Origin of the sequence: Cryobacterium roopkundense (genome assembly GCF_014200405.1) — a bacterium.
Taxonomy (GTDB): Bacteria; Actinomycetota; Actinomycetes; order Actinomycetales; family Microbacteriaceae; genus Cryobacterium; species Cryobacterium roopkundense.
The window spans coordinates 2,858,619-2,871,110 of sequence record NZ_JACHBQ010000001.1 but is presented as its reverse complement, the minus strand read 5'-3'; the positions used below and the strand labels follow the sequence as shown (position 1 = coordinate 2,871,110).

Genomic DNA, 12,492 nt, shown 5'->3' with positions numbered 1-12,492 from the left:
GCGACGCCACCACCCTGCGGGGGCTTCAGAGCTGCAGGGTGACGGGATTCGATTCGCTGGCGAAAGCGTGCGGTGCGACGAGCGCTGAGAGTGCGACGGCCAGAATGATGGCGAGAGTTACCGCGACCCCTCGGCACCGTCGGATGAGCGTTTCGGTTTGAGTGGACGGAACAGACGTGCTCATGGGATCTCCTTCGCGTGGGAAGAGCTGAACAAAGTCAGGCTCTCTCACGTTGGTGATCGGCCGATGTCGCGCGGGTGAATCAGGGGTGGAGAGCACCTGTCGGGACCTCGACGCCGCTCTCGCCTCGTGCGCAACGGATGCCCCGACGCAGTAGCCGCCGAGGCATCCGTTTGAGCGAAAGCGTCAGTCGTCGAGCAGGGCGTCGAGCACGTCAGGACGGTTGGTGATGACGCCGTCGACACCCAGGTCGATGGCCCGCGTCATGTCGGCCTCGGTGTTGACCGTCCACACGAGGATGTCCATGCCGAGACGCTGCACTTCGGTAACGTAGGCCGCATCGATCGACAGGTGGTGGGGGTTGATCTGGTCGGCCCAGGTGGCCAGGTCCGGCAGTTGGGAGATCGCCGGTGTGCCGAGAAGGCCGACGGGCACGGTCGGCTCGAGCTGAGTGAACGTCTTCATGGAATCGAAGTTGAACGACTGCACCATGAGCTTGTCCCGGGCGACGGAAGACTGCACATAGCCGCGGGACTCCCTCAAATCGGCCGAGACATCCGCTTCGATGCCCGTGTAGAGCTCCGGGGCCTTGATCTCGAGCAGCATGCCGGCTCCGCTGTGGCGGATGACGTCGATCGCCTCGGTGAAGGTCGGCAGCTTCTCCCCGGCGAACTGCGAGCCCTTCCACGATCCGGCGTCGAGGGTCTGCATTTCAGCGGCGGTGAAGTCGCCCACATTCCACGGGGCGCGGTCGGGGAAAAGCTCCTCAACGTTGGTGGTGCGGGCCAGGGTGGTGTCGTGAATGACCACGAGTTCCCCGTCGGCCGAACGCTGAACGTCGATCTCGATGAGGTCGGCGCCCTGTTCGGCGCCGGCCCGGAACGCGGTGAGAGTGTTCTCGGGGTGTGCGTCGCTCGATCCGCGATGCGCGGCATTGAGAACGTCGTCGTGGGATTCGCTCGCGAATGCGCTCGGCACCGCGCCGAGGGACAGCCCGGCGGCGAGTGCTATGGCGACGGATGCGGCGGCGCCCGTGTGGCGGCGGCGTGACGTTCCGACGGGAACGGTGGGGGACGTGCTCATGGGATCTCCTAGCGTTGAAAGCGTTGAATGCGCTTTCAGGCTCTAACGCGAAGGTGATATCCAGGTGTCTCGCAGGTGGATCAGGGGTGGAGGGGACCTGTCGGGGGAGAGTGCTCACCGGGGGTGCGGTGGAAGGAGAACTTCTTGTGGCCGAAGAAGCTCAGCAGGGTCGTGGCCACGAGTATGAGCAGCTGGGCGAGGAGCGGCGGCACCCGCGCAACCTCAACCAGCAGCGGCAGCGCGGCGGCGTTGATGCCGATCGCCACGAGGTACACGCTCACGAACCGGGCGAAATCCCGCAGGAGGTGGCCGTGCACCGGAAACACGAATCGGCGGTAGAGCACGAACGCCAGGGTGATGCCCACCACGTACGAGACCGCGAGACTGAGCAGGTAGCCGAGGTAGATGTCGTGGAAAACCCACAGAGTGAATGCCGAGAAGAGCACATAGCCAACGAGAGTATTCGTTCCGCCAACGGCCAGAAAGCGGATTCGCTGGTCGCGGGCAAGCGCGGCGAGTTTTTTGAGCATGTGACCTTTGAAGTTTAACTTGTGGGGAGAAAATGAATGGGGGTTACAGGTCGGCGTGCAGCTGCCAGACGCGCTCGGCCGAGTCCCGCCAGCTGAAGGCCTTGGCGCGGTCGCTCCCGAAGATGCGCAGGCGCTGCTCCAGCTCGGTGTCGGTGAGCACCTTGGTCATGGCGGCGGCGAGGCGCTCGGAGTAGCCCACGGCATCCGCTAACGGCACCACGAGCCCGGCGTCGCCGGCGGCCTCGACCAGGGCTGGGGCGTCGGAGTGCACTACGGGGGTGCCGAGATGGAAGGCCTCGATGATGGGCAGTGCGAAGCCCTCTTCACGGCTCGGGTACACGAAGAGCGCGGCGCGCGCGATCACGATGGCGAGATCTTCGTCGCTGAGCCCCGACATGGCGCGCACGCGGCCGGGCGCGAGCCCGGCCTCGTCGGCCACTGCGGCGATGTCAAGCTCTCCCCACGAATCGGGGCCGATCACGATGAGTGGCAGGTCGGGGGCGCCCGGCAGCCCGAGGGCCGTGATGAGCGAGGTGACGCCCTTGCGCGGGTCGAGGGAGCCCGTGGTGGCGATGTAGTCCTGGGGGAGCCCCAGGGCGGCCACGCGGCCGGACACCAGCGAATCGGAGGGGAGCACGAGCCCGCGGCCCACGGCGCCGCCGATCACGCGCACGCGATCGCCGAAGTCCACGATGTCGGCGAGCTGCGCGGCGACCGCGTGGCTCGGCACGACTACCGCGTCGGCGTGCTTGCGGGCGCGCTTCACCATGGCCTTGGTCCAGCCCACGGTCGCCGTGGTGAGCGACTCTGGATGCGTCCACGCCAGCACGTCGTGAATCGTCACAGCGATCTGCGTTCCGTCCGCGAGGCGATCATGCCGGCGCATGGGGGCGAGCAGCGACGGTGCATGGATCATGCCCGTGCCGGATGAGGCCGTGACGCCGAGGCTCCAGGCGGCTGCCACCTCACGGCGGGCGAGTGCGGTCTTCGACAGCGAGGCGAGGCCGGGCAGAGCCGCCTCGATCTTCTCGTACTGTTCGGCGGGAGACGAGGAAACGATGCCCTCCACTTCGCAGCCGGCCGGTGCTGTCGCGATGAGGGCGCGCGTGAGCTCTTCGGTGTAACGGCCGATGCCGCCGGGAACCGGCGCGACCATCTGATCTACGACAACACGAAGGGTGATCATTCTGCTCCGAAGACTCCTGCCGCGGCCGCGTCGGCGAGAGCCTCACGCCAGGGGCGCATGGGCTCGAGGCGGGCGGCGACCCAGGCGTCGTGGCCGAGCACCGAGTAGGCGGGCCGCGGAGCCGGGCGCACGAAGGCCGAGCTGTCGGTGGGGAGCACGCGCTCGGGGTCCAGGCCGGCCGTTTCGAAGATCGCTCGCGCGAAGTCGAACCAGGTCGTTTCGCCGGAGTTGGTGCCGTGATAGATGCCGGCCGGGGCATCCGCGTCGAGCAGATACACGATCTGGGCGGCGAGGTCACTGGTCCAGGTGGGCTGGCCGAACTGGTCGTTCACCACCGTCACGGTGTCGTTCGTGCCCGCGAGGCGCAGCATGGTCTTGGCAAAGTTCGGGCCGTGCTGGCCGTAGAGCCAGGCCGTGCGCACGATGTAGGTGGCCGGGGCGTTCTTGGCGAGCACGAATTCTTCGCCGGCGGCCTTCGTGCGGCCGTAGGCGCTGATCGGGTCGAGCGGCGTGTTCTCGGCGTAGGGGGTCGTGGCGCTGCCGTTGAACACGTAGTCCGTCGACACCTGCACGAGCCTCGCACCGGCGACGGATGCCGCGATCGCCAGATTCTTGGCGCCCACGGCATTCACGGCGTACGCCGCATCCTCGTTCGTCTCTGCGTCGTCGACCTTCGTGTACGCGGCGGCGTTGATCACCACGTCCTGGCCTTCCACGGCTGCCGTCACGGCATCCATGTCGGTCACGTCGAGGTTCTCGCGCCCCATGGCGGTCACGGTGTGGCCGGCCAGGGCCGACTGCAGGTCGCGGCCGAGCATGCCAGACGCTCCGGTGATCAAATACTTCATACACTTCCCTAAAAGGTGTTCGAAACCGACACCTGCGACGGTACCGCGAAAGCCGGCACCGTGGCAGCGGTGATGCTAGTTGTCGAGGGCGGCGCGAGCCTTGAGCGGCTCCCACCAGCTGCGGTTGTCGCGGTACCACTGCACGACGTCGGCGAGGCCCTGCTCGAACGGAACCTCGGGGGCGTAGCCGAGCTCGGCCTGGATCTTGGAGATGTCTACCGAGTAGCGCAGGTCGTGGCCGAGACGGTCGGCGACGCGGTCCACGTAGGTCCAGTCCTTGCCTGTCGAGTCGAGCAGCATCTGGGTGAGTTCTTTGTTGGTGAGCTCGGTGCCGCCGCCGATGTTGTAGATCTCGCCGGCGCGGCCGTTCACGAGCACCATGGCGATGGCGCGGGTGTGGTCGTCGACGTGCAGCCAGTCGCGGATGTTGTTGCCCTCGCCGTAGAGGGGAACGTGCAGGTCGTCGATCAGGTTGCTGACGAACAGCGGGATGACCTTCTCGGGAAAGTGGTACGGGCCGTAGTTGTTCGAGCAGCGCGTGATCGACACGTTGAGGCCGTGGGTGCGGTGGTAGCTGCGGGCGAGCAGGTCGCTGCCGGCCTTCGACGCCGAGTAGGGGGAGTTGGGCTCGAGCGCGCGCTCCTCGTTCCAGGAACCCTCGGCGATGGAGCCGTAGACCTCGTCGGTGGAGACGTGCACGAAGCGCTTGAGGTTGTTGCGCAGGGCGGCGTCGAGCAGCTGCTGTGTACCGAGCACGTTGGTCTCGACGAAGATCGAGGCGTCGCGCACCGAGCGGTCCACGTGCGACTCGGCGGCGAAGTGCACAACCGCATCGATGTCGGGAAACAGGGTGTCGAGCAGCTTGCCGTCGCGGATGTCGCCGTGCACGAACGTGTAGCGCGAAGAATCGGCGATGGGTGCCAGATTCTCGAGGTTTCCGGAGTACGTGAGGGCGTCGAGAACAACGACCTCGGCGCCTTCGAGGCCCGGGTACTTGTCTTCAATGGTGCGGCGAACAAAGTTCGAGCCGATAAAACCGGCGCCGCCGGTGACGAGGATCTTCATATAGAGGTAACCGTTCCGTTCGCTTAAGAGGCGTCGCGATTCTACCGGAAGCCGATTGGTGCTCTTCTCAGTGAGGGCATTCGCAAACTCTTCGTCACGAATTGTTAGACTCAAGTCGAATTTCATCGGCGGCTTTAGAGACGGAAAAATGACTATACCTACACCTGAAGAATCGGACCTCGCCCGCGACGCTCGGCAGTTGGCCCTCGTGGATCGCGTGATCGGTCTCCAGGCAGAGGTGGCCAACCTCAATGTCATCTATCCCAACCGGATAAATTCCCTGGAAGCGGAATTGCGAGCCCTCCTTGCCTCGCGAACGTGGAAGGCCGGGCTGGCCACGGTCAGCCCGATGCTCTTCGCTCGGAAGGTCCTGCGCAAGATCAAGAATCGAAAGAAGGCGTGATACTCGCGTCCGGGGCGAGACCTCCCTCGGTCACGTTCGTCCTGCTCGCGGACGAGGCTCGCGACCAAACCGAGCGATTCATTCGGTCGGTCGGTGCGAGCGAGTCGAGCAGTGTCGATTTCGTCATTATTTCCTCGAAAGCTCCACAGAATCTCGTTGCAGGCAACGCGAGTGTACGACTGCTCAAGGAAGACGAATCACTTGCGGAGGCCGTGAACGCTGCCGTCGAAGCGTCAACGAGCGACTTCATAAGCGTCCTACGTCCGACCGGAGTCGCGACGACGGGGGCCCTCGAGGTGTTTGCCACGTTCGTAGAGGAACACCCGCTGGCAGAACTGATCTACACCAACGAGGCAGTTGCCGGTCTCGGGAGCGACATGGAGGCTCTGAATAAGCCGATCTTCTCGCCGGAGCGCCTGCGGTGCCAGTTCTACTTTGGTGACCTCGTCTTCTATCGTCGGGAGCTGTTTCTTCGGGCGGGTGGGCTGAACCCATCACGGGCAGGTGCGCTGCTCTACGATCTGGCTCTGCGCTCAACCCGTAAGTCACAGGCGGTCGAGTTGATTGGTGAACAACTGTTTCTGCGCGACCGTGTTCCTGGCGGGGTCACGTTACTGAACGATGAAGCGCTGGCCTCAACGCGAGCGGCCCTGACCGAACATCTGGAGGCGACCGGCGGAGGGATCGTCAAGTCTGTCGACCCCCGCGGGGTACACGACACGCGACGGCTGGTAGTCGGCGAGCCGTTGATCTCCATCGTTATCCCGACCCGGGGAATGTATTCCGTCGTCGATGGAGAGCGCCGGTGCTTTGTGATCGATGCAGTGAAATCCGTGATGGAGCGATCCACGTATCGCAGCTTCGAACTCGTTCTTGTCATCGATTCTGTCGCCGACCCGAAAGTCGTGACCGAACTTGAGCGCCTCGCCGGTGACCAAATTCGTTTTGTCGAGTGGGCTAAACCCTTCAACTTTTCCGACAAGGTCAATCTGGGGGTGCTGCACTCGCACGGGGAATTCGTACTCCTCCTGAACGACGATGTTGACGTCATCAGCCCCGACTGGCTCGAGTCACTTCTTTCCCTTGCGCAACTTCCGGGAGCAGGCATGGTTGGCGGCATGTTGTACTACGCCGACGAAACCATCCAACATGCCGGTCATGCCTACCACGAGGGTGATGCGTCCCACATCGGTCTAGACGTCCCGCGGGGCGATCGTGGGCCTCTTGACGGATATCTTGTCGAGCGCGAGGTCGTCGGGGTCACCGCGGCCTGCGCGATGATGCCACGTGACGTTTACTTCGAAGTAGGCGGACTTTCGAACCTTTTGCCGGGAAACTTCAACGACGTCGATCTGTGTATGAAGACGACCTGGATTGGCCACGACATCTATTGGACACCACACGCTGAGCTGTATCACTTCGAGTCGAAGACTCGAGACGCTTCGGTCCACACCTTCGAGGTAAACGTGGCTTGGGGGCGCTGGAGCTTTCGGATGAACGACACCCGGTATTGGCCGTATGCATTGAGCCGACCACCGCGCTAGTCGGCCGGGAGTGACTTGGTAGGCTCTCTACTGTGCAAATTCGCGAACTCTCCATTCCCGACTCATACGAAATCACGCCTAGACAATTTGGTGATGATCGAGGTGTTTTCCTCGAGTGGTATCGTTTTGACGCCCTGAGCAAGGCCGTCGGGCATCCACTGAACCTTCGCCAGGCGAACACCTCGGTCTCGAAGCGTGGCGTCGTTCGCGGTATCCACTTTGCGGACATCCCGATGGGGCAGGCCAAGTATGTGACGGCCATGCACGGCGCAGTGCTGGACTTCATCGTGGATATCCGTGTTGGGTCGCCCACCTTTGGGCAATGGGATTCGGTGCTCCTCGATTCAGTGGATCGGCGCGCCGTCTACCTGGCCGAAGGACTCGGTCATGCGTTTGTGGCGCTGACCGATGACGCCACGGTGAGCTATCTCGTCAGCGATGTCTACAACGCGTCACGGGAACACGGAATAGATCCGCTTTCCCCCGAGATCGGGCTGTTGTTCCCCCCCGAGGCCGGCGAGCCCCTACTCTCGTCGAAGGACACGGACGCCCCTAGCCTGGGGGAGGCCGCAGCGGGTGGACTGCTCCCGACCTGGGCCGACTGCAGAGCGTTCTACGATTCCCTGAACAGGACTGAGGCTTAAATCATGCGCGGAATTATTCTGGCCGGCGGATCAGGAACTCGCCTGTGGCCCATCACGCGCGGCATCTCCAAGCAGCTGATGCCGATCTATGACAAGCCCATGATCTACTACCCTCTCTCCACGTTGATGATGGCCGGAATCAATGAGATTCTCATCATCACGACGCCGGAATATGAGGACCAGTTCAGATCCTTGCTGGGCGACGGTTCCGATCTGGGCATTCGACTCGAGTACGCTATACAGCCATCGCCAGACGGCCTGGCTCAGGCCTTCATCATCGGCGAAGAGTTTATTGGCGACGACAGCGTCGCGCTCGTATTGGGCGACAACATCTTCCACGGCGTGGGGCTCGGAACGTCTTTGCGCACTCATGACGAGATTGACGGCGGGCTGATCTTTGCGTACCACGTCTCGAACCCGACTTCCTATGGCGTTGTCGAGTTCGACGACGCGATGAGGGCGATTTCCATCGAAGAAAAGCCGGCGGTGCCCAAGAGCAACTACGCCATTCCCGGGCTGTATTTCTACGACAACTCAGTCGTGGAGATCGCCAAGACGATCGAGCCCAGTGCACGAGGCGAGTTGGAAATCAGCACCGTCAACGAGAGGTACCTCGACGCTGGGCAACTGCAGGTTCAGGTACTCGACCGAGGCGTCGCATGGCTTGACACCGGGACTTTCGAGTCCATGATGCAGGCTTCCGAGTATGTCCGCGTCATTGAAGATCGCCAGGGCTTCAAGATCGGTTGCATCGAGGAGATCGCGTGGCGAGCTGGGTGGATCGATGACGCACAGCTTCAGAAACTGGCCGGCCCGCTGGAGAAGAGCGGATACGGCCGTTACCTCAAGGGGCTACTGGCGCAGTAAGTCTGCGTCTCGCTAGCGCCGGGTCATCCACCATGCCCGCACGTGCAGGGCTGCTCGCAGCCCTGCACGAACCGGGGCCAGATACCAACCGCGATATTTCCGCGCAAGGTAGAGGTAGGCGCTCTGGTGATGTACCTGGAGCATTCTGCTTGAATCCGTGCTTGTCGAATGTGCCCCTGTGTGGGTCACGACGGCCGCGGGGAGGTAGAGGTTCAGCCAGCCGGATTTTCCCAAACGATAGCCGAGATCCACATCCTCGAAGTACATGAAGAAGGCCTTGTCGAAGCCGCCCAGGGCATCGAACGCGCTGCGGCGGACGAGAAGGCAGGACCCCGACAGCCATCCTGCGGAGCGCGTGGTCTCCGGCTGTACCGCATCGCTGAGATATCGCGTAGTCCAAGGGTTATTCTTCCACACATGTGCAAACAGGGCGTGACCAATTCCTGTCCGCAATGACGGAAGACGCCGAGCTGACGGGTAAATGGAACCGTCGGAATTCAATACGCACGGCCCGACCGAACCCGCGTCTGGTCGTGCACTGAGGGTATCCACCATGCTGGAGAGCGAGCCAAGCCGGAGCTCAATGTCAGGATTGCTGATCAGTACTGAGGTGATGCTCTCGGGAAGGGTATTGACGGCCGCGTTGATTGCCCCGCCGTAACCGAGATTCTTGCCGAGTTCGAAAAACGTCGCCTGGAATTCGCCACAGTACCGACGCGCCTCGTCAACGTCCGTAGAGCCATTGTCCGCGACAACAATGTGCACAGATTCGGGTTCGCTGGCACGAACGGACTGCAGAAAATGACGCAGGTACGCGCCCGAGTTGTATGTGACGGTGACAACTGCCGTCGAGTCCAGCCTTGATTTGGGCATTATAGGTTCAGCATAGTCGGGCCGTGCTGGAGGCTGGACTACGCCGCCGACCTGGCGTGCGTTCGTGATTGTGATCGGCTTGGTAAGATTGAGCTTTCGCCGCCAGAGCCGGCCTCGGACGGATTGTTGGGAAATAAATGAAGTTTGTCAGATTAGTGCTTACCGGCCTTCGGATTCTTCGAATTGAAGGGCCACGATCATTCCTGTTTCGCACTCAAAAGCGGCTCCAGGCAGGTATAACCGGGCACATGATCACGCTCCCTGTCAAGACCGAGGATGCTCTCGCGGCCGACTGGTCTGACCCGCCGGTGCAGCTCTCCACACCTATTTCCGTCGACTCCGGACCGGTGACGATCGCTTGGATCATGTCTCCGCCAAGCCCGACCAGCGGTGGCCACCAAAACCTTTTCCGCTTCATTGACTTCGCTGAGAAGGCAGGGCATCGATGCCTTATTTACTTCTACACGAACACTCCAGTGGTGGTAAATAGCCGCGACATGCGTGCCATGCTGCGGAAATCTGCGGCATATCCCGATATTAAAGCTGAAATGTCGATGTACGACAGTGCAAAGGGAGTTGACCCTTCTGCTCAAGCCATCTTCGCGACGGGGTGGGAGACTGCTTATCCGGTGTTCCTGGACAAGTCAACTGCCCGGCGATTCTATTTTGTGCAGGACTTCGAGCCGAGCTTCTATCCCGCAGGATCAGAAGCGATGCTGGCGGAAAACACATATCGCTTCGGTTTCCACGGTATGACAGCGGGCGGGTGGCTGTCTCACAAGCTGCACGCCGACTACGGCATGCAAACCGACCACTTTGATTTCGCGGTTGAGACCCAGTTCTACAACGTGACCAACACTGCGCCGCGAAAGGAAATCTTCTTTTATGCCCGCCCGGTCACACCACGCCGCGGCTGGGAGCTCGGGCTCATGGCTCTGGAGCAATTCGCGGCCGCGCGACCAGACATCACGATCAACCTTGCCGGATGGGACGTTTCCAGCTGGGATATTCCGTTTCCGCACAAGAATTTGTCGGGTGTCGATATTTCGCAGTTGAACGCGATTTACAACCGCTGCGCAGCAGGGCTCGTGCTGTCTGCGTCGAACCTTTCGTTGCTCCCGCTTGAGCTCATGGCGAGTGGGGTCACGCCAGTCGTAAACGACGCTCCGAATAACCGCATGGTGACGGACAATCCCTTCATCGAATATGTGCCGAGCGCGCCGGGGGCCATTGCAAAACGGCTGATCGACGTGGTCGATCGTGCGGATGGCGAACGGTCGGTTGCTATGTCGAAATCGCTGGACGGCGTCACGTGGGAGCAGTCCGGAGTGCAATTCGTCCAGGCGTTCGAAAGGGCCATGCGTGGCTAGGGCGGTTGTCATAGGGGCCAACGGATTTGTGGGGTCACACCTCGTAGATTCGCTCGTCGGTGCGGGACACGACGTTACTGCATTCGACCGCTTCAGCTCGAGCGAACCTACGTTTGCTGCCCGGGACGTATCGATCCTTCGAGGGGAGTTCCTCAGCAGGGCAGACCTGGAAGAGGCCGTACGCGGCCAGGATCTCGTCTTCCACTTCCTCTCGACGACCAGCCCAGCTACTGCAGAGAGCGATCCCACGCTGGATATTCGTACGAACATTGCCCAAAGCGTGGAGCTCCTGGAGGCCTGCGTCACCGCCGGCACCAAGCACTTTTACTTCGCATCAACAGGCGGGGCTATTTACGGGCCCCAGGGCAAGCCCGTTCACGACGAACAAGACCGAACCTTGCCGGTGTCGCCCTATGCGATCGGCAAGCTCGCGATCGAGAACTACCTGCGCTATTTTTCGGTGATGCACCACCTCGAGTCGACGACCTTGCGCATCTCGAATCCGTTTGGAACGCGCCAGCGACCGAACAAGCGCCAAGGACTTATCCCGATCGCCCTTCGCCAGATCGTTCTGGGACGCCCGGTCGCCCGGTTTGGAAGCGGTTCGATGGTTCGCGACTATCTCTACGTAGAAGATCTCGTCGCAATGATTGCCAGAATGGTCGACACGCCGCCGAGATTGGACACCTACAATCTGGGGAGCGGTGCCGGCCATTCGGTGACTGACATACTCAATTCTTTGCGACGGGTCACCGGCACCGATTTTGACATTGACGAGCGACCCGTTCCGGCTACCTTCGTCGACAGTATCGTGCTCGATACCGCTCGCTACAAGGCAGAGTTCGGTGACGTTCCGCTGACGCCGCTGGATGAGGGCGTTCGCCGAACTTACGAAGAGATCAGGGACCAACATGCCAGCTGAACAACCACTTGCGACAGTCGTTATTCCCACCTACAACGGCGAGACGTACCTGCGGCGGATTCTCGAGATGGTTTCGATCCAGAAAGTCGATGGACTGGTCGAGATTCTTGTGATCGATTCGGGATCGACCGATTCGACACTTGAGATTGTGCGGGACTTTCCCCACGTGATTTTGCACCAAATCGCCAATTCTGACTTCGGCCATGGCAAGACTCGCAATCTGGCGGCGCAGCTCGGCACGGGCACGTACATCGCTTATCTGACGCACGATGCCGTGCCACTTTCTGAGGACTGGCTGCGCGAACTCATAACGCCGTTCAGCATGGATGACCGCATCGTCGCCGTGATGGGTAAGCAGGTTCCCCGGCTGAAATGCTTCCCTCTCATGAAATATGAAATCAACGGCGTCTTCGCACAATTCGGCCCCGACTTCGGTACGACCGTCTTTTACAAGGATACGTTCGTAACAAACCCTGGAGTTCTCGGCGCTATCACGTTCTATTCCGACGTGAATTCTGCCGCTCGACGGGAGGTTCTCGTCGACCGCCTTCCGTACCGTGACGTGCGTTATGCCGAAGATCAGATGTTTGGCCAGGACTTGATCGAGGCTGGTTATCACAAGGCTTACGCCCCGCGGGCCGCAGTTGAGCACTCCAACGACCTCACCTATTCTGAGTTCGGAGCGCGAATATTCGACGAGACTGTCGGCTTGCGGCAGATCGGCACGGCAGTGGGAATGCTTGACCGCAAGGGCATGTACCGTCTGATCGCTCGCGGGATTGCGGGGGATACGCTTCGCATTCTGAAGGACCCTCAATACACGTCGAAGCGGCGGCTGTATTGGCTGGCGATTAACCCGTTCTTTCAGATTCGAAAGTGGACCAGCTACCGACGCGCGGTCGACGTCGACTTAGCTGATGAGGCTGCGATTCTCACAGGTTCGCTGGAAGGCCAGCGGAAAACCAAATAGGGCCGT

At 61.5% G+C, this 12,492-nt stretch carries 14 protein-coding genes; 7 read left to right on the top strand and 7 right to left on the bottom strand.

Features of this window, described 5'->3' with window-relative positions; all coding sequences use genetic code 11:
* Positions 1-25: 25 nt before the first annotated feature.
* The 6 genes from BJ997_RS13470 to rfbB all read right to left on the bottom strand — a co-directional run bounded on the left by BJ997_RS13470 (position 26) and on the right by rfbB (position 4,893).
* On the bottom strand, positions 26-184 hold the full coding sequence (locus BJ997_RS13470; protein ID WP_160175859.1) for a hypothetical protein: 159 nt from the start codon (positions 182-184) through the stop codon (positions 26-28).
* 183 nt (positions 185-367) lie between these two features.
* Positions 368-1,264 carry a glycerophosphodiester phosphodiesterase gene (locus tag BJ997_RS13465; protein ID WP_084141162.1) on the bottom strand — a complete coding sequence of 299 codons (897 nt, stop codon included), beginning with the start codon at positions 1,262-1,264 and terminating at the stop codon, positions 368-370.
* An 80-nt stretch (positions 1,265-1,344) separates the two neighbouring features.
* Positions 1,345-1,794, bottom strand: a complete 450-nt coding sequence (locus BJ997_RS13460; RefSeq protein ID WP_035836275.1) for a GtrA family protein — start codon at positions 1,792-1,794, stop codon at positions 1,345-1,347.
* A gap of 43 nt (positions 1,795-1,837) precedes the next feature.
* Entirely contained in the window at positions 1,838-2,980 is a 1,143-nt protein-coding gene (locus BJ997_RS13455) for a glycosyltransferase family 4 protein (protein WP_035836276.1), read from the bottom strand.
* Positions 2,977-3,828, bottom strand: coding sequence for a dTDP-4-dehydrorhamnose reductase (rfbD, locus tag BJ997_RS13450; RefSeq protein ID WP_035836277.1), 852 nt, complete (start codon positions 3,826-3,828; stop codon positions 2,977-2,979). The genes BJ997_RS13455 and rfbD overlap by 4 nt, the downstream gene beginning before the upstream one ends.
* Before the next feature lie 75 nt (positions 3,829-3,903).
* The gene (gene rfbB / locus BJ997_RS13445) at positions 3,904-4,893 is read right to left on the bottom strand and encodes a dTDP-glucose 4,6-dehydratase (protein ID WP_035836278.1); all 990 of its coding nucleotides are present in this window, start codon (positions 4,891-4,893) and stop codon (positions 3,904-3,906) included.
* A 148-nt stretch (positions 4,894-5,041) separates the two neighbouring features.
* On the opposite strand from rfbB, the gene BJ997_RS13440 reads away from it, so the two are divergent.
* From BJ997_RS13440 to rfbA, 4 genes are read left to right on the top strand one after another with little or no spacing between them, the layout of a single operon-like run.
* Positions 5,042-5,296: a hypothetical protein gene (locus BJ997_RS13440; RefSeq protein WP_152602140.1), complete on the top strand. Its 255-nt coding sequence runs from the start codon at positions 5,042-5,044 to the stop codon at positions 5,294-5,296.
* Positions 5,212-6,840 (top strand): glycosyltransferase family 2 protein, encoded by a 1,629-nt coding sequence (locus BJ997_RS21555; protein WP_152602141.1) that lies wholly within the window; start codon positions 5,212-5,214, stop codon positions 6,838-6,840. The genes BJ997_RS13440 and BJ997_RS21555 overlap by 85 nt, the downstream gene beginning before the upstream one ends.
* Before the next feature lie 32 nt (positions 6,841-6,872).
* Positions 6,873-7,484, top strand: coding sequence for a dTDP-4-dehydrorhamnose 3,5-epimerase family protein (locus tag BJ997_RS13430; protein WP_035836281.1), 612 nt, complete (start codon positions 6,873-6,875; stop codon positions 7,482-7,484).
* A 3-nt stretch (positions 7,485-7,487) separates the two neighbouring features.
* On the top strand, positions 7,488-8,351 hold the full coding sequence (gene rfbA / locus BJ997_RS13425; protein ID WP_035836282.1) for a glucose-1-phosphate thymidylyltransferase RfbA: 864 nt from the start codon (positions 7,488-7,490) through the stop codon (positions 8,349-8,351).
* Positions 8,352-8,363: 12 nt separating this feature from the next.
* On the opposite strand, the gene BJ997_RS13420 is transcribed toward rfbA, so the two are convergent.
* Entirely contained in the window at positions 8,364-9,224 is an 861-nt protein-coding gene (locus BJ997_RS13420; protein ID WP_035836283.1) for a glycosyltransferase family 2 protein, read from the bottom strand.
* A gap of 248 nt (positions 9,225-9,472) precedes the next feature.
* Here BJ997_RS13420 and BJ997_RS13415 point away from each other — a divergent pair, with 248 nt between their 5' ends.
* From BJ997_RS13415 to BJ997_RS13405, 3 genes are read left to right on the top strand one after another with little or no spacing between them, the layout of a single operon-like run.
* Complete coding sequence (locus BJ997_RS13415) at positions 9,473-10,594, top strand: rhamnosyltransferase WsaF family glycosyltransferase (protein ID WP_052542152.1); 1,122 nt, start codon at positions 9,473-9,475, stop codon at positions 10,592-10,594.
* Positions 10,587-11,516 (top strand): NAD-dependent epimerase/dehydratase family protein, encoded by a 930-nt coding sequence (locus tag BJ997_RS13410; protein WP_035836284.1) that lies wholly within the window; start codon positions 10,587-10,589, stop codon positions 11,514-11,516. Before BJ997_RS13415 ends, BJ997_RS13410 begins: the two co-directional genes overlap by 8 nt.
* On the top strand, positions 11,506-12,486 hold the full coding sequence (locus BJ997_RS13405) for a glycosyltransferase family 2 protein (RefSeq protein ID WP_035836285.1): 981 nt from the start codon (positions 11,506-11,508) through the stop codon (positions 12,484-12,486). The genes BJ997_RS13410 and BJ997_RS13405 overlap by 11 nt, the downstream gene beginning before the upstream one ends.
* The last annotated feature ends 6 nt before the right edge of the window (positions 12,487-12,492 follow it).

Coding starts and splice junctions, on each gene's coding strand:
- BJ997_RS13460 (WP_035836275.1), bottom strand. CDS start 1,794: ATGCTCAAAAAACTCGCCGCGCTTGCCCGCGACCAGCGAATCCGCTTT.
- BJ997_RS13470 (WP_160175859.1), bottom strand. CDS start 184: ATGAGCACGTCTGTTCCGTCCACTCAAACCGAAACGCTCATCCGACGG.
- BJ997_RS13420 (WP_035836283.1), bottom strand. CDS start 9,224: ATGCCCAAATCAAGGCTGGACTCGACGGCAGTTGTCACCGTCACATAC.
- rfbB (WP_035836278.1), bottom strand. CDS start 4,893: ATGAAGATCCTCGTCACCGGCGGCGCCGGTTTTATCGGCTCGAACTTT.
- BJ997_RS13415 (WP_052542152.1), top strand. CDS start 9,473: ATGATCACGCTCCCTGTCAAGACCGAGGATGCTCTCGCGGCCGACTGG.
- rfbD (WP_035836277.1), bottom strand. CDS start 3,828: ATGAAGTATTTGATCACCGGAGCGTCTGGCATGCTCGGCCGCGACCTG.
- BJ997_RS13465 (WP_084141162.1), bottom strand. CDS start 1,264: ATGAGCACGTCCCCCACCGTTCCCGTCGGAACGTCACGCCGCCGCCAC.
- BJ997_RS13440 (WP_152602140.1), top strand. CDS start 5,042: ATGACTATACCTACACCTGAAGAATCGGACCTCGCCCGCGACGCTCGG.
- BJ997_RS13405 (WP_035836285.1), top strand. CDS start 11,506: ATGCCAGCTGAACAACCACTTGCGACAGTCGTTATTCCCACCTACAAC.
- rfbA (WP_035836282.1), top strand. CDS start 7,488: ATGCGCGGAATTATTCTGGCCGGCGGATCAGGAACTCGCCTGTGGCCC.
- BJ997_RS13455 (WP_035836276.1), bottom strand. CDS start 2,980: ATGATCACCCTTCGTGTTGTCGTAGATCAGATGGTCGCGCCGGTTCCC.